Raw genomic sequence first — 16976 nt, 5'->3', positions numbered from 1 at the left:
GCCCGCTCGGCAGCCTCTACACAATATCTGTCGCGCTGAAGTACCTGTCTGTAATACGACCGCGCAAGTGAATAGGCTTCCGCCTCCCAGTGAATATCTGCAATCGACTTAAGCGCCAATAAGTTCCCCGGCTCGCATTTGAGCACGGAGTGAAATCCCATCAGCGCTTTCTCTATCTCTCCCCGGTCCTGATAGACCAGAGCCAGAACCATGTGGCCGGAGCCGTAATCCGGAAACCGTTTCAGCCCTTCCCGGCAGACTGTTTCGGCATCGTCAAATCGACCTTCAAGCCTATGAACGTCTGCGAGTTGGGCGAATGTATCCGGCAGCCCTTCGGTCAAAACCGTAGTAAGGTCTGTCTCGGCCGGTCTGGAAATCCTAATTCTGGGCATCCGTGCCTTCCACCTCAGCTTCACGATAACCCCACGCTATGCCCGTGTCAACAGTAAACTTCTTGGGGAAGAATTAGGGCGGAACATGTTCCACCGATTCGTACGGGCGGCCGACAATGGCTGATTGGCCCACCCTTTGCGTGGGTTTCTCAAAAGAGGACACATCCGAGGGACTTCGTCCTCAGAGGCGCGAATTCAATAACGGGGCAGGATTTGAACCTGCGACCTTCGGGTTATGAGCCTTATACTTTGTCCAATCAGTAGGAAACACCAGGCACTAACCTATAGTAATAGCAATTACTTATGGGGAACACAGTGTCAGGTGTTTTCCCTTATTTTCTGTTGTTTTTGCTCGTTTTGTTAGAAAGATGTTAGAAAGAGGCGTATGTCAACGTGGCTTAGTCAACTTACTGGTAGCGGTGGAATAGAGAGAACATGAATACCAAAAAAGCAATTGCCAGAGCAAGAACTGTTGCTTAACTCGCAGTTCACCATTTCCACTTTGTCTGAAGACGTACAGGACCCATCACACTTACGATGTCACACGTGATGTATTGCCGAGGGTACGTAATATCACATTCTAACGACGTACACTGCCGTAGCACACGTCACAGAGATGGAGGATTTCTCGATTGAGTGTCTTCAGTCTTGCCAGACAGCAATTCTGTTGCATGGTACGCCTCCGGCGCTGGTGAACCAGCCCCCTACTATGAGCCGCCCCTTGTACACTGTGAGGGCTGTAACGGAACCGGGCTGGACAAAATCAGGGTTACCACTATCCACGGTGAACATTGACGTGCAGTGCGATTTGTACTTTGCCCAGTATTTCCTTTCGTCAAGACCAGAATCCAATCGCGACCAGCGATTCCCGTCCCAGACAGAAATGTGGCACCCTATGTTTCCGTCGGTCGTGCAATACCCCCCCGCAAATAGGCGATCGTCGTGAACAGCCATGCAGTCCACCCTGCCTGAGAACTCAGAACCCAGCGACGACCACGTCTTCCCATCCCAAGCGGCGATGCCATTTGCAGCAACTCCTCCGGCTGTCGTGAAATAACCAGAAACTATAAGCTGATCATCAAAGACGACCATGCTTAAAACTCTACCATCCAGCTCCGAACCAATAGGTGAAAAATCCCTCCCGTCCCAAGCAGATAGATACGCCATATCCTTGTTCTGATGTTTGCTCAAGCCGCTCTCACGCGCAACAATCACCCGGTCTCCATAAACAGCGAGAGCATCAAAATCCCCGTCCACGCTAGAATAGCTCAGAGAATGTCCATCCCACATTACAAGCTTATCGCCCGAGACCCCCATGTTCTTGATCTCTGCGAACATGACTAGTCTATCCCCGCCTGCGGCAAGATAATTGACGTGGGCGAATTTCAGCCCCCGTGCACCAATGTCCATCGTGGTCCATTCATTCCCATCCCACGCTTGTAATTTGTAATGCGCTAGTTCACCCTCAGTATAGAAAACTCCAGGCACGATCAGCCGATCATCATACACAACCATGGCTGAAGGACGCGTAAACTCAGAACCCAGCGACGACCACGTCTTCCCATCCCACGCGGCAATACCATTTGCAGCAACTCCTCCGACAGTCTTGAAATTGCCACCTACTATAAGCTTATCTTTATAGACGGTCATTGCAAACACCTCACGATCCACTCCTGTGCCAAGAGGTGACCATGATCCACGCGCTGAGGATATTTGCCCCAACAGGCTTGAAGATGTCATCATCAGCCCAAGAACAACAATCAGAGAATATTTCTTCATCGCTTCATCCTGTAGATTAAAGGATCAGATTGATTTCTTCATCACCTCATTAGGTTCTTGAGAGATTTTGTTTGTTACAAATATGGCTGTTCTAGACTCTAGGCACAACATAAAAAGTTCTGTAGGTCAGGATCCCTGCGATCCTGACTATTCCCTTTGCGCGCCGTGGAAGTAGTCAGGATCGCTCCGTCACGCTCCGCGTGACTTCGGATCACTGACCTACGATTAAGAGTCAAAACCACAGGGGTTTTGACCTACCGGATCTACAGCAATTCGACGAGTTTGCTCGTCGAGCGGCCTGCCAGCAGACGCACTCGGACAACTTTGCCGCCTGCGTCGGTCACTTCTTTTGCGCCTACGATCTCTGATATCTTGTAATCAGCGCCTTTGACGAGGATGTCGGGAAGGAGTTTCTTGATTAGCTGAAGCGGTGTGTCCTGGCTGAATCCGACGACATAATCGACCGGGCGGATGCTCGCCAGCAGTCGTGCACGATCTTTGAATGGCACGAGCGGTCTCGAATTCCCCTTCAGGCGACGAGTCGATGCGTCAGAGTTCAGTCCAACGATTAGAATGTCGCCCAAATCTTTCGATTTTTCCAGCAGACTCAGGTGTCCGACATGCAGAATATCAAAAACACCATTCGTGAAGACGACTTTCTTGCCCTGTCTTCGCAGCTTTTTCCGGAGCGCGACCATCTCGGTCAGGCTGAGGACTCGCTTTGTCATTCCTGCCCCTCGATATGAGCCGCTATGGTCTCTTTGAGCTGTTCAGCCTCGACCTGCGCGGTGCCGATCTCGCCGACTACGATCCCCGCCGCCTGATTGGAGATATAGGCAGCTTCGAATGGCGTGGCGCCCCCGGATAACGCCGAGGAATATGTCGCTATGACCGTATCACCCGCGCCTGTAACATCGAATACCTTCTGCGCAACGGTCGGAAGGAGATATTTCGAACCATCGTTCAGGAACAGCGCCATGCCGTCAGCCCCCCGAGTAATCAGTATCGAATCCAATTCGAGCTGAATCAGGAGTCCCGCCCCCACTTCGTTAAGAGTAGCCTCATCGCGAATCTTCATGCCAAACGCGAATCCAGCCTCGTGATGGTTCGGAGTAATGACGGAGACTTTCCGGTATGACTTGAAATGAACATCTTTCGGGTCGACAGCTATGAAGACATCATTCTCGCGGCAGAGCGAAATCACCTGTTCGAGCAGCGCTTTCGTAATCATGCCTTTGCCATAGTCAGAGATTATCAGCCCCGATATCGAGGCAATCCGGTCTTTCAGCTTGCCGAGAAACCTCCGCTGGAGGTCATCATCGATTTCAGTCGCATCTTCCCGATCGGCACGTACAACCTGCTGATGGTTCGCGATTACACGTGTCTTTATCGTTGTGGGGCGATATTGATCGGTCTCGATACCGTTGCCATCGATCCCAGTTATGGATAGAATCTTCCTGAGTTCACTGCCGGCGGCATCGTCACCGATTACACCGATTACCAGCGGATTGCATCCGAGCTTCTTCAGATTGAGAGCGACATTGGCCGCCCCGCCGAGCAGATGCGATTCACGCTGAACGTTAACAACCGGCACCGGAGCTTCGGGAGAAATACGGTCGACCACGCCCCAAAGATAATGATCGAGCATAATGTCGCCCAACACGACAACTTGCTTCTCCTGCCAGCCGTCAATGATCTTTTCGATTCGCTCAAAGTTGGGCAGGTTGTGATTTCTCAAGGACTATCTCCCATTAAAAGCACCCATTGCGCCGCAATCGGCCTTTTCACTTGACATCGCGAGCCATTATATCCAAATTGGCCCGAAAGTACAAGGAGGAATTTTCGATGCAAAAGCAGCCGATGCAGAAAATACAGGTACAGCTTGGGGATTCTATCCCTGATGAAGTCTATTCAAATGTTCCGATCATAAACTTCACCCCGAATGAATTCATCATAGATTTCGCGCGATTCTCGCCCGGTATGACCAAGGCGAAGATTCATGCGCGAATTATAGTTAATCCGGCCACCGCTAAAGGATTACTCAAAACGCTCGAAATGGCAATGAAAGGCTTTGAGAGCAAGTTTGGGGCTGTCAGTATCAAGAGCCAAGATGATAAAGTGATCGGCTTCGGAGTCGGTCGCGAGGAAAACTCCGAGCAGGACTAAGTTTCACTCTAGATGATATTTCTTCTATAGAAAGGATTCGTGATGGCTGCTAAAGGAATTGGCGCATTCACATTCGTATTGCATTCGCATCTTCCCTACGTACTCTCTCACGGACGCTGGCCACACGGAACCGACTGGCTTGTGGAAGCTGCTTCGGAAACATATCTACCGATTCTGGATATGCTCAATGACCTGGTGAGTGAGGGCATCAGTCCGCACATAACCATCGGCATCTCCCCGGTACTCTGCGAGCAGCTCATGCATCAGGGATTCAAAGATGAGTTTGACGATTACCTCGAGACCAAGATTAAGGCAGCCGTTGTTGATAAAGAGACATTCTGGAAGCATGGCCGGAAGTCGATGGCGGAACTTGCGGAGCGCTGGCAGAAGTTTTTTACCGACACTAAGATACATTTCGAGGAGCGCTATAGTTTCGACATCATCAGCGAATTCAGACGTCTGCAGGATGCAGGGCATATCGAAATCATGACTTGTGCTGCGACGCATGGTTATTTACCGCTGCTCTCGCATGACACAACCGTTCAGGCACAGGTAAAGCAGGCTGTGCAATCATACAAGAATGCCTTTGGCCGACAGCCGCGCGGAATCTGGCTGCCGGAATGCGCCTACAGACCGCGCTACAAATGGTCGCCGCCAGTCGAATCTGATATCGGCCAAAAGGCATACGACAGAAAGGGCGTCGAGGAGTTCCTCTCCGAAAACGGAATTGACTACTTTATTATCGATAGTGCTCTCCTGAAGGGTGGCAAGGCGATCGGCGTCTACATAGACCGATTCGAAGCGCTCCAGAAATTGTGGGGGCAGTTCGAGAAATCGTATGAGCCACGTGGAGAAGTTACGAACCGCTATCCTCAGGAGTTGTATCTGGTATCTTCCGCTATCGAAAACAAGAAACCGGTGACAATCTTCACTCGCGACCCCGAAACGGGACTACAGGTGTGGTCGGGCGAACATGGCTATCCGGGAGACGGTAATTACTTAGACTTCCATAAGAAGCATTTTCCCGGTGGTCACAGATACTGGAAAGTGACCTCCCCGAAGAGTGATCTCGCCGATAAACTCGAATATGATTCTGATGCAGCCCTGGCAAGGATCCCCGAAAATGCAGCCCATTTCGCGGGCATGATCGGCGACGTACTGCGAGAGCATCACAAGAAGACCGGCAGCAGGGGTATTCTGTGTGCTCCTTTTGACGCAGAGCTGTTCGGTCACTGGTGGTCTGAAGGAGTAGTCTTCTTGAAAGAGGTAATGCGAAACATAACCAAGTCTGCGGATATTGAACTTACTACCTGCTCAGCCTATCTGGATCAGAATACACCGAAGGATGTTATCTCGATTCCTGAAGGTTCATGGGGTGAAGGTGGCTATCATTATATCTGGCTGAATGAATGGACCGCCTGGACGTGGAAGCATATTTATGAAGATGAAGCCAGGATGTCGGAGCTTGCCCGCATGTATGCTGACTCACCGGATGACAGGCTGCTGGACATCCTGAAGCAGACCGCGAGAGAACTCATGCTTGAAGCTGCTTCCGATTGGCAGTTTCTCATTTCGACATGGGCCGCACGCGACTACGCAGAGATGCGCCTCGCGGAACATCACGACGCTTTTGTGAAGCTGGCGGATATGGCTGACAGATATGGATCAGGCGAGGCACTTGACGAATCTGACTGGACATACCTTGGAGACATCAAGGAGCAAGACAGCCTCTTCCCCGATATACGCTTGGAATGGTTCGCCAGGGTGGAATATCCAGCCTGACCGATTCGGCTGTCACCGCAGGCTCGTTAGCCGCATTAAATCGACAACTAAGGAGTAGATTGTGAAAAGTCTGTATCTGATCATGCTATCTGCATTGGCAGCGTTGCTGATTGTCTCATGCAGCACATCTGACAATGACGACAAAATCACCGCAAGTCTGTTCGTGGAGAACAAGCTGATAGCAGAGTGCGACAGCGCAGTAAACGCATACATGGCCGAACATGGTGAGGATTACGACTTCGCGCAGGTTGCGGCTATAATAGATTCGTACGCAGCGAAAGACCCCAATTCAACAAGCCTGATGCGTTACATACAAGATAACTACTTCGGGTTCGACAAGTCTGACGAATTGACTAAATTATACAAGTCCAGATACGAGGCAGACTCGAATTCGGCTATGCTCTCGTACCTTTACGGGCGAATCATCTCTGGCAGAGAAGAGCAATTGAGACTTTTCCGCAGAGCCACCGATCTGGACTCAAACTACTACTGGGGTTGGTATGCTCTCGGTGTGACTGTCATAGACGAGCCTTTCAGCGATACCACCGAATCAATTGAATCGTTACGAAAAGCCATCGCAATCGACAACTCTCAGCCTGCACCATTCAGACAGATCGGGAGCATCGTCGAAGCGCGAGGGCAGTACGACAAGGCGCTGACGTTCTATAATCTGCTTACCCAGACAGAACCAGATAATATGCGATCCCTATCTCCCAAAATATCGCTTCTGAAGAAGATGGGCAGATTCGAGGATGCCGAGAGTTGCTTGATTGCGTTTGCCGAGAAATATCCGGACGATTACAGCCTCGAAAATGAGTACGCGGAACTTTATCTGGATCAGGACAGATTCCAGGATGCCATTCCACATCTGACACGGATGACTGACCTGGCCAGTAACCCCAACACTGCTTTCCATAAACTGATGGTCACTTTCTGCAAAATGAAGCAGCCCGATCTGGCTTACTCAGTTCTTCAGGAAGCCATGAGCAAGGGCTTCGACGATTACCGGCTCGTCCTTCATGATCCTCAACTTGATCAGCTGCGCGCGTTCGACGGTTTTGCCGAAATGAGAACTTCAATTGAGGCAACTCAGGACAGCATCAGAAACGCAACTGAAGCGGAGCGTAAGAAAGATCGTGAAGAGCGCCGGAAGACGCTGGCAGAAGAGATGATCAATCGACCGGCGCCCGATTTCACTCTTACAGACCTGCACGGAAACTCGGTGAATTTGTCAGAGCTCAGGGGAAATGTCGTAGTACTCGATTTCTGGGCGACCTGGTGTGGACCATGCAGACTGACGATGCCGCTGCTGCAAACTTTTCACGATGCTCGTCACAACGACATGAAATACTACGCGGTCAATGTATGGCAAGCAGATACTTCGCTGGTGCGACCATTTCTCTCAAAATACGGATACAGTTTCAATAATCTCTTCGGATCTGCGGAAACTGCATCCGATTTCGGCGTGAAGGGCATACCGACACTGTTCGCAGTCGGCAGGGATGGCAACATCAGATATGAGCACAGCGGATATCGTCCTGATATGGACGAGATATTATCGTGGCTACTGAATGATCTAACAAAGTAGCATCGATTCTGGCAGAATTTGCTATTTGTACAGAAAAATAAGAGGCGGACAGTTAACCTGTCCGCTTTAGGCGTTCAATTGACAAGCCCTCAGGGACATACTGCTCTCAGTCTAATTGACTATCGTAATCGTCACACCCCAGTGCGTTTGATCGTCAGGCTTTGACGAATTCCAGTCTCCAAATGCATGCGAATCATCGGTTATGTAATAGACCTCATAGGCACCCTTATCGAGTTCGATAACATCGTTGACCATGCGATTCTTGTTCGCACCGCCTGCGTGCTCCGTCCTGCGATAGGTCATCTCCCACACGATTCTTCCAGTCTCGGAGTCCTCTATCCAGGCGTAATCATACATTTCGTTCTTCACACCTTCGCCGATAGCGTAAATCCGGACTTTGGTCCTTCGATCAAGTGTGAATGACTGGCTCTCCTCCTCATCGCTGCCGACCGCAGTTATACTGGCCAGCGCGTTGCCATCCTTCGCTGGACGGTCGGTGACTTCAACTATCGACTTATCAAAGCCAGAGCCTACGCCATATATCGTGATGCCGTAGTTACGCTGATCTGCCGGAGGCGATGAGTTCCAGTCTCTGTAAGCGTGGGAGTCATCAGTGACATAATAGACTACATAGTCTCCTGGAGCGAATTTCACATTCCCGACAAATTTCCGGTTCTTGGATGCTCCTCCGGCGTGCTCGGTGTTGCGGTCACCCATCTCCCAGACTCTTTCGAAACTCTTGCGGTTCTCGATCCACGCATAATCCGCAAAATCATCACCGTAGTTGTCATATTCACCTATTGCGTAGATATGCAGTTCGGCAGGCTTCTTGAGTGTGAAGTACCGAGCTTCATATTCGCTGTTGCCCACGCGCGTGATTGAGAGGATCTCCCTTGATGACTGCTCGTCAGAGTATGGTTTCACCGAGCTGGCGTCATTGGGATCTTCTACAAAAATAGTGACCCCCCAGCCATACGGATCATACGGAGGCGCCATATTCCATTCAGCCGGAGAGTGAGAATCGTCAGTCGAGCAATAGACGATATAATCGCCTGCGGGCAAAGTTACGACTTCGTCAGACATTCTGTTCTTTCTGGCACCACCTGCGAGCTCTGTATTCCACCGCTCCATCATCCACACTTTCTCTCGACTGTCAGCATCCACTATCCAGGCATAGTCGACCATGGTCTTATCACCCCGCGAGTACTCCCCAACGGCATAGATCCTGAGAGGAACTTGCTTCGTAAGGGTCATGCCTTCGCTCTCGTAGTAATCATCATCAGTGGCCAGCAACTGGAGCACCATCCTGTCGTCGGACGGCGACGGCCTTCCGATTACCGAGAATGCTTGACTATCAGTCGTGATCTCGATCTTGAATTCGTCAGTGACTTCATCATGATCTGACAAAGCGTCGCCAATTATCGTGAAGACGTCACCAAAGTCTTCGAGGCTGATGTTCACCCCGGCACTGAAGGGGTTTCCGGGATAGAAGAAAGCGGTGAAGGAGCCACGATCCAGTCGGACGTCTCCGTCAAACTCTCTGATGTTGCTCTTCCTCTGAACACCGGTCGTATTGTCGTAATCCATAATCCATTCCGGCTCGCGAGTGTTGTTATTCAGAATCCACCCGTAAGCGTACAGATCATCAGATTCTCGCCGTCCTGCCCCGATAGCGTTGATGTGAATTGTGATTGGTTCAGAGGTTTCGAAAGACTTCTGCTCCAACTCCCCTATCGTCATGCGATCAAATAGGACAGCCGTATATTCCTCTGCCCGTAATTGGGAGGCCAAGATAAGAAGTGTAAACCCGATGACGAAGAGCGCTAGAGCCGCTACTATCAAACTCTTGAGACTACTCATATTCCATCCCTCCCACAAAGCTGCGGAGTGTCGTCGATCCATCACTACGGTTTACATTACGAAATCAGCCGATGGAAGTTTCATCGATTGAGTCGCTTAGATACGATGCAGAAGTTATGGACACACCTCAAAAATCGGTTTTCCCTGTGAACTTGAATTTCCCTATCCTCATGGTTGGCATATACATAGACGCTACCGACCCCCACCATGAACCCACAGCTTTTCGCTCCGAACTTGCGCCTAATACATTGGAAAAAACATCCATCATGCTGTCTGTGAATCGCAGGTTCTTCACACCGCCGCGAAGTTTGCCTTTCTTGATCCGGAATAGGCCATCCCGCGTCATTCCGGTCATCAGCGCAACGCGTGGATCGAGAAAGCCGTTTATGTAGTGAAATCTCGTCACAAGAAGGCCATCTTCCACCTGGCTGATCATTTCGTCAAGCGTTGAATCTCCCGCAGATAGACGAATATTCGATGGCATAGAACCTTCGGAAGCATACTCCGCAGGCAGCCCATGACCGGTGGATTGTATGCCCGCGCGGCTTGCAGAAATCAGATTGTACACGACTCCCTTGGCTACGCCTTTCAGAACTAAGTCTACCTTCTTTTTCGGCACACCCTCAAAATCGAAGGCGATTCCCGGATTTCCCGGATCGAATGCGTCATCCGTGATCGAGACATTCTCTCCCATCACTTTTTCGCCGATGCGGCCAGCAAGGAACGAAGTATTCTCCTCGAAAGCCTTAGACCCAAATGCGACAAAGTTGAGCCACTCAAACAGCTCACCGAGCGCTGCCGGCTCGAGGATTACCTCATACTCGCCCGGCTTGATGTCCTTCGGGTGCTTTGACTTCCGACACTTAGTCACGGCCGTTGTTGCCAACGCTGGAATATCAAGGTCCTCGATTTTCGACGATAGCCCCGACGCATATCCGGATGAATCCTCACCGGTAGCTATGATATTGATCGAGGCAGTCGTGTGCGGCTGGTAACAACGAACGCCATGTGAATTCAGAACTGCGATCTCGCCATCCTCGGTCGACAGCGCACCCGCCATGTCATAATTGTACCTGGCGCCCTTCGCAAAAACTCTCTTCAGCTTGGTTGCACGCTGCTTCGGAGTGAACTTAGAGGTCTTTTGATCGAATGTCTCAAGTTCGGCATAACTCGCCGGCCTGGCGAAGCCCTTGAAATCGTTGTTAGGCTTCTGCTGCTTGGCGATCTCATAGGCAGAGCGAAGCGCCTTCTTTAAATCGGTCAGCACGAATGAATTGCATGCTGCCGTACCGATCTTGTTGCCAATCGCGACCCTGAATGTCACTTTGGTATTTTCCACTGCGACGTTCTGATGGATGAATGAATTTGCGTATCGCGTTAAACCCGATGTACCACCGACGAAGACAGCCTCAGTCTCGTCGGCCTTAGTAGAAACCATCACCTTCTCTAACGTCGTGAATATCTTGTCCTGTCCTATCATTTGCTCACCCCCACTTCAATATTTCTGAATCTTGCAGGTGAAGCACCGTGCGCTACATGAGCTGTCTGCATCGGCTCACCTTTTCCGCAATTCGGGATACCCCAGACGTGCCAATGATCCCTGTTGCAAATAGCATCGCATGAATTCCAGAATTTCGGAGTCATGCCGGTATAGAGCGGGTTCTTGTACAACTGCCCCTTCTTGCCGTTCTCGATTTTCCAGGCAGCTTCAAGCCCGAATTGGAAATTGAGACGTTTGTCATCAATGGACCAGCTCTTATTCGTCTCGAGCATGTATCCCCCCTCGGTGTCCGCAATCAGATCATCGAGATCCACTTTCCCGGGATCGAGGTTGATATTGGTCATCCGGATCAATGGAATCGCGCTCCAACCATCTGCTCTCATAGTACCGTTAGAGCGCTGATTAACGACCGGAGCGGTCTCGCGAGAAGTAAGGTAGCCGACGAAAAGGCCATCTTTCACGATCGGAGCATGTTGAGCCTTCACGCCTTCATCATCATAGCCAAACGTCCCGAGTGCTCCCGAGATGGTGGCATCGGCGTTGATGTTCACGATATCCGAACCATATTTCAGCTTGTTAAGCTGATCGATGGTCATGAACGACCCACCGGCAAGGGATATCTCCGTACCGAGCACTCTGTCAAGTTCGGTCGGATGACCGCAGGACTCGTGAATCTGTAGCGCCATCTGGGAACTTCCGATGATGATGTCCGCCTCACCTTTCGGCATCGGAGGCGCGGTCAGTAATGCGATAGCCTCTTCGCGGACTCTCTCTGCGTTTTCGACGAGTTGCATATTCTCGACGAGTTCGTATCCTGCCGTTCCGAAATCCCCGCCAAATGAAGTGGGAAAGGATCGCTTTTGAGTCTCGCTCCCCTCGACAGCCATCGCGACATATCCAGCACCGGTCTCAAGGAGATCCTGCTCGATATACGATCCCTCGGTCGATGCGAAAATCTTGTTCGTCTTATAGAAAGCCATCGAACTCTCGGCAGTGTGAATCTTGGCGTCCTTCTTCAGGATTTCGTTGATCGCCAGCAATAGCTTCAGCTTCTTGTCAAGTTTAACCTTGAATGGATCGATCTCAAATGGCGTCTCGAAGTGATCGGTGTAGATTTCTCCACCAGCCAACCTGACATCCAGCTTTTTGGTCATGGCAGAGGCCTTGGCAACCTGCAACGCACGGTTAGCGACTTTGCGAAAATTCGCGGCTTTGAGAGTCGAACTCGCTGCGAATCCCCAGGCACCATCGGCAATCACCCGGATTCCAAAACCCTGATTGATATTGCGCGTGATTGAGTCTACGGTGAAATTCTTAACCTGGATATTCTCGGTTTCGACTCTGACAAATCGAATATCGGCATAGTCCGCACCCATCGACTTGAGATATTCAATCGTTTCGAGAAGTCTATCTTTCAAACTGAACCTCCCTCCGTGGAAAGACTGTGATGATCGCCCAATCTAAGTTCTCCCAGCCGACAAGTCAACAGAAACGTAGCCTTCATGTAGCCTTCATGTGGCCTTCATGAGACAATGACATCGCGAAGGGACCCATCAGCTATTCTCGAGAGATTCAAGAAATCGCCGTTCGAGCAGATCGCTGCGGCGGACTATGCGTTTCATCCAGCGGTACTTCAAGTCCAGGATTTCGCCCTCAGACAAATGCCAATCTATCTCAGAATCGTGTAGTCTCGGTACTATGCTGTGCAGCGTCAACGCCGCGCTCACGGATAGATTGAAACTCTGCGTGAATCCGAACATTGGGATGATCATGCGCATATCCGCTTGCTTCATGGCATAGTCGGTCAGTCCATTCTCCTCGTTGCCAAACATAATCGCAAGCGGTCTGTCGATGGGCAGATCATCGAGAACGCAGTCATGTTCATCGAGAGTAGTCGCCACCAGCCTGTAGCCGGAAGTTTTCAATCTCTTTAAACAAGTTTCGCTGTTGATTGCGCCCGGCTTGTGATAGCGGATGATATCGATCCACTCCGCCGATCCCTGGGTGACACACGGATTGACAGAATACTCGTTCTCATTATCAATTATATGAACATCCTGTGCTCCGAAACACTCACAACTGCGAATCACGGCGCTCGCATTGTGAGCATTGCAGATATCTTCGAGCACAACCGTTACATATCGAGTGCGGTCCGCGAGCACAGAGTCTATTCGAGCCATCCGACTCTCTGTTACAAACTCGGTTAGGTGCTCTATAATCGTTTTCTTCATCTCTTCATTCATAGACATATAAGATACGCTGTAATCGACCGGAAATCAATCGCTTGCTTAGCGTGGAGTCTTAATAGCATCACTGAAACAAACGTAGATATGATGGTGTACAACCATCAAGAATCGAGTAACTTTAGTAACAAACTTACGTAGTTGCTTACGTAAGTTGTTGTGGACTTCAAATGCAGGAGCCAGTCAATGGATGTTCTTGGGCAACTCGGACCACTCGGCTTCGCCAGCCGCCTGCGGCGACTCGGAGAGCGGCTTCAGAGAGATGCCTCGCTCATTTATAAGGCGCAATCGATTGACTTTGAGGGCAGGTGGTTCCCCGTGCTATATGTCCTGAAAGACAGATCATATTTATCAGTGACAGCTATCGCGGCGGCAATCGGCCTCACCCATCCGGCAGTGAATCAGATCGCAGAGAAAATGGCATCACACGGCCTGATATCATCGTTAAAGGACTCCGATGACGAGCGGCGACGACTGATTGTACTCACGGATAAAGGGGTTGCGCTGGCGGGCACTCTGCAGCCAATCTGGCGTGATATAGAGGAGGCTACCCGGGAAGTTGTCAGCATCAGAAGCGGTGATGCTATCGAGGCGTTGAACAAGATTGAACGCTCGCTCGACGAGAAAAGCATGTTGGATCGCGTGATGAGCAGAACCAGAAAACGGCAGTTCGATTCGGTTACTATTGTGGATTATAGACCGAATTACAAGCGGTATTTCAAGTCGCTGAACTATGAGTGGTTGAAAGAGCATTTCGAAATCGAACAGCAGGATGAGAAGATTCTCTCTGATCCCAATGGAGAGATCATCAAGAATGGCGGGGCAGTGATTTTTGCTCTTCTCGACGGCGAGGTTGTCGGTACTGCTGCTCTGATAAAACGCAGCAAAACGATTTTTGAGCTGTCGAAAATGGCAGTCGTCGAAGTGGCTCGCCGAAAGCAGGTGGGCAGGAAGTTGGTTCTCGATATCATCTCACGAGCGAAGAATGCAGGCGCAAAGTCGCTGATACTCTTCACAAGTCCGAAGCTGCTGGCTGCGATTGCACTGTATAGATCAGTCGGATTCGGGCTGACAGAGGATCCAGGTGTGCCGCTGCCAAAATACAAACGCAAGACTATTGCTATGCGACTCACAATCACGAAGAAGACGTAGCAGAAGAACACCTGAGTCATTTCGCAACTATCGAGTGGAATGTTGGAATCGATCCGAGTGAGTCGCACTGTAACCTTTTTATGCACGTTTCCAGAGAAAATCCGGAGGGTGGCGGTTATTCATCTGGCATGTGCGCGAATCTCGGCTTCACTATGGCAGTGATGTCCAACTATGACATGGCAGCCGAGACGATTTCGCACAAAGTCAGGGAGCTTGTGCTCCGATAGCCATCCCACGAACCCATGAGAGTAGCAACGGCCGGATTCCCTGAATCCGGCTGCCACATTCGTGATACAGGACAAAAGCCGCACTGCTTTGCACCAAGATCGCCCCATATCAAGACTTACCCTATCTGATTTGTGAACATTTTCTCAAGATATCTGTTGACAGATCAAGCTCTCCATGCTAGATTCCGATAAAAGTCATAAAAGTCATAAAACGCAGAGTTCGAATGGCAGAAGACTATTATACAACGACCGAAGCATCGAAACTCCTCTCGGTTTCTCCCGACACCGTATTGAAATGGGTACGTGCCGGCAAAATCGATTCCTATCGAACTCCCGGGGGACATGCGCGAATTCCAAAAGCTGCGGTGGTATCGCTCCTTCCGGAACGAGTTCCCGCTGAGCACGCAGTTGTCGTCCCGGATGCAGATGCAGCATTCAAGTACTGCTGGGATTTTTATGCCTGCGATGGTGAGATCGAAGATCAGTGTCACAAATGTGTCGCCTACCGTAGCCGTGCGCGCCGCTGCTACGAGATGAGGGATATTCCTGAACAGTTTGGTCACCTCAAGCTGCACTGCGAGACGGACTGCAAGGAGTGCGAGTATTACAGGACAATGGCGCACCACGGCACAAGCGCGATGATCGTGAGCCGCAACAAGAATCTGGCGAGACTATTGTCAGGAGCCAGTGATGAAGAGCTGACGATCAAGTTCGCATCCAGTGAGTACGAATGCGCGGCGCTGATCGAACAATTCAGACCTGACTATGCTATAATAGACTGCTCATTTGGTGCGGCCCGCACAAGAGACATCTGTCATCATCTGACCGATGATGAGCGAATCCCGTTGATGCGAATTATCCTAACCTCCAGGAACGCAAAGATGAAAGACTATTGTGACAGTGAAGTATTTGGATGGATAATCAAGCCTTTCACGCTCAGACAATTGAAGGACTTGATAGAAGGACCAGCTAAACTACCGAACGGAGACGCCTGATGACGAATCGAACAAGCGTTGATCAGCGGACAGACTTGAGAGGAGATTCAGATATGTCGGACACGCTTCAAGTGAAGAACAGCACCTTGCGTCTGATGAAGGCCGATATAACCGACATCGAGATTGAGTCATTTGTGTACTACGCCCAGCATGATTTGGCTCTCGGATCGGGTTTCGGCACTGCAATAAGCATGAGAGGCGGACCGACAGTCCAGCAGGAGCTGAAAGCACTTGGTACGCTAGAAACCACTGAGGCTGTCGTTACTGCCGCAGGTGATATGAAAGCCACGTACATCATTCACGCGGTCGGTCCGAGATTCCAGGAAGAGGATCTGGAGGAGAAACTCAGGAAGACAATAAAAAACGCACTCCAGAAGGCAGAGGATAGGAAAATCAAGGCTATCGCATTCCCTGCTATGGGTGCAGGCTTCTACGGAGTTCCGCTTGATGTCAGCGCCAGAATCACTATCAAGACAATCGCATCCTATCTGAATGGCGAGACAGGAATTCGTGACGTTGTGATATGCCTTAATGATATGAGGGAGTACAGACCATTTCAGTCAGAACTCGCATCGTCAGGCAACGCATAAAGGAGAAACAATGGTTGAGACCTTACATTTCGCAGAACATACGCTGCAGGAAGTCGCGCTTGTCATCATGGCGCTGGTTTATACGGCTCGCCTCACATGGCTGCTGCGGTTCAAAGCCGGAAAGGAGCGTCAGGCTCCGACCGGTCGAGGCGACACGAATTCGCGGAAGGGGTTCATTTACTCATGGGCGAACGTCGCAATGCCCTGGGCAATGGAAAGCACTCGCACGAAGTCCTTTCTATACATCCAGTTCGTGATTTTTCATCTGGGAGTCACGGCTGCAATTGGACTTTCGTTTGTAATTCCCTATGCGCCCAGACTTTTGGAATCGTCCGGCCTGGTCATGATTCTTCAGGTTGTGATAGGAGCAGCCTGTCTGGTCGGCGTACTTCGCATCTATAGAAGAATATCTGACAAGTACATGCGGGCAATCAGTTCACCTGACGATTACTTTTCGCTTCTGCTGCTGACTGGATGGTTCGCGTTTGCTTTCCTGTCCGTTCCTAACAAAACAGGCGGTGGTGAAGGAATTCTGCTGACATATTTCGTTCTGACTGCGTTTTTCCTGATTTACGTGCCGTTCAGCAAGATCTCGCACTATCTGTACTATCCGTTCACTCGGTATTATTTCGGCAAGACAATGGGACGACGGGGTGTGTACCCGATCGAGAGGATCAGTCAATAGAACGGACTTGATGACA

16 protein-coding genes and 1 tRNA gene are annotated in these 16976 nt (G+C 50.4%); 8 read left to right on the top strand and 9 right to left on the bottom strand.

What is annotated here, in order from left to right; genetic code table 11:
* The 5 genes from KKH67_01605 to rfaE1 all read right to left on the bottom strand — a co-directional run.
* On the bottom strand, positions 1-392 hold a 392-nt coding region (locus KKH67_01605), incomplete at its 3' end, for a tetratricopeptide repeat protein (GenBank protein ID MBU1317868.1).
* A gap of 205 nt (positions 393-597) precedes the next feature.
* Positions 598-655 (bottom strand) — tRNA-Met (locus KKH67_01600).
* A gap of 379 nt (positions 656-1034) precedes the next feature.
* A complete protein-coding gene (locus tag KKH67_01595; GenBank protein MBU1317867.1) occupies positions 1035-2171 on the bottom strand; it encodes a hypothetical protein in 1137 nt (378 codons plus the stop codon).
* A gap of 263 nt (positions 2172-2434) precedes the next feature.
* Entirely contained in the window at positions 2435-2899 is a 465-nt protein-coding gene (gene rfaE2, locus KKH67_01590) for a D-glycero-beta-D-manno-heptose 1-phosphate adenylyltransferase (protein ID MBU1317866.1), read from the bottom strand.
* The gene (rfaE1, locus tag KKH67_01585) at positions 2896-3909 is read right to left on the bottom strand and encodes a D-glycero-beta-D-manno-heptose-7-phosphate kinase (GenBank protein ID MBU1317865.1); all 1014 of its coding nucleotides are present in this window, start codon (positions 3907-3909) and stop codon (positions 2896-2898) included. The genes rfaE2 and rfaE1 overlap by 4 nt, the downstream gene beginning before the upstream one ends.
* Before the next feature lie 107 nt (positions 3910-4016).
* Between rfaE1 and KKH67_01580 the strand changes: the two genes are divergently transcribed.
* The 3 genes from KKH67_01580 (at position 4017) to KKH67_01570 (ending at position 7707) form a co-directional block, all read left to right on the top strand.
* On the top strand, positions 4017-4337 hold the full coding sequence (locus tag KKH67_01580) for a DUF3467 domain-containing protein (protein ID MBU1317864.1): 321 nt from the start codon (positions 4017-4019) through the stop codon (positions 4335-4337).
* A gap of 42 nt (positions 4338-4379) precedes the next feature.
* Entirely contained in the window at positions 4380-6119 is a 1740-nt protein-coding gene (locus tag KKH67_01575) for a DUF1957 domain-containing protein (protein MBU1317863.1), read from the top strand.
* Positions 6120-6180: 61 nt separating this feature from the next.
* Entirely contained in the window at positions 6181-7707 is a 1527-nt protein-coding gene (locus tag KKH67_01570; protein ID MBU1317862.1) for a redoxin family protein, read from the top strand.
* A 111-nt stretch (positions 7708-7818) separates the two neighbouring features.
* Here the strand turns inward: KKH67_01570 and KKH67_01565 are convergent, their stop codons facing one another.
* The 4 genes from KKH67_01565 to KKH67_01550 form a co-directional block, all read right to left on the bottom strand.
* Positions 7819-9567, bottom strand: a complete 1749-nt coding sequence (locus KKH67_01565) for a hypothetical protein (protein ID MBU1317861.1) — start codon at positions 9565-9567, stop codon at positions 7819-7821.
* Between the two features lie 127 nt (positions 9568-9694).
* Positions 9695-11047 (bottom strand): TldD/PmbA family protein, encoded by a 1353-nt coding sequence (locus KKH67_01560; protein ID MBU1317860.1) that lies wholly within the window; start codon positions 11045-11047, stop codon positions 9695-9697.
* A complete protein-coding gene (locus KKH67_01555; GenBank protein MBU1317859.1) occupies positions 11044-12444 on the bottom strand; it encodes a TldD/PmbA family protein in 1401 nt (466 codons plus the stop codon). The genes KKH67_01560 and KKH67_01555 overlap by 4 nt, the downstream gene beginning before the upstream one ends.
* Before the next feature lie 177 nt (positions 12445-12621).
* Positions 12622-13299 (bottom strand): RNA methyltransferase, encoded by a 678-nt coding sequence (locus tag KKH67_01550; GenBank protein MBU1317858.1) that lies wholly within the window; start codon positions 13297-13299, stop codon positions 12622-12624.
* A gap of 198 nt (positions 13300-13497) precedes the next feature.
* Here KKH67_01550 and KKH67_01545 point away from each other — a divergent pair, with 198 nt between their 5' ends.
* The 5 genes from KKH67_01545 to KKH67_01525 all read left to right on the top strand — a co-directional run bounded on the left by KKH67_01545 (position 13498) and on the right by KKH67_01525 (position 16960).
* Positions 13498-14463 carry a helix-turn-helix domain-containing GNAT family N-acetyltransferase gene (locus tag KKH67_01545; protein ID MBU1317857.1) on the top strand — a complete coding sequence of 322 codons (966 nt, stop codon included), beginning with the start codon at positions 13498-13500 and terminating at the stop codon, positions 14461-14463.
* Between the two features lie 80 nt (positions 14464-14543).
* Positions 14544-14690, top strand: a complete 147-nt coding sequence (locus KKH67_01540) for a hypothetical protein (GenBank protein MBU1317856.1) — start codon at positions 14544-14546, stop codon at positions 14688-14690.
* A 224-nt stretch (positions 14691-14914) separates the two neighbouring features.
* Positions 14915-15685 carry a helix-turn-helix domain-containing protein gene (locus KKH67_01535; protein ID MBU1317855.1) on the top strand — a complete coding sequence of 257 codons (771 nt, stop codon included), beginning with the start codon at positions 14915-14917 and terminating at the stop codon, positions 15683-15685.
* Positions 15685-16275: a macro domain-containing protein gene (locus tag KKH67_01530; protein ID MBU1317854.1), complete on the top strand. Its 591-nt coding sequence runs from the start codon at positions 15685-15687 to the stop codon at positions 16273-16275. The genes KKH67_01535 and KKH67_01530 overlap by 1 nt, the downstream gene beginning before the upstream one ends.
* A 10-nt stretch (positions 16276-16285) precedes the next feature.
* Positions 16286-16960 carry a hypothetical protein gene (locus KKH67_01525; GenBank protein ID MBU1317853.1) on the top strand — a complete coding sequence of 225 codons (675 nt, stop codon included), beginning with the start codon at positions 16286-16288 and terminating at the stop codon, positions 16958-16960.
* Positions 16961-16976 lie beyond the last annotated feature (16 nt).

It is taken from the genome of Candidatus Zixiibacteriota bacterium, assembly GCA_018820315.1.
GTDB lineage: Bacteria > Zixibacteria > MSB-5A5 > JAABVY01 > JAHJOQ01 > JAHJOQ01.
This window is presented reverse-complemented; position numbering and strand designations above follow the sequence as displayed.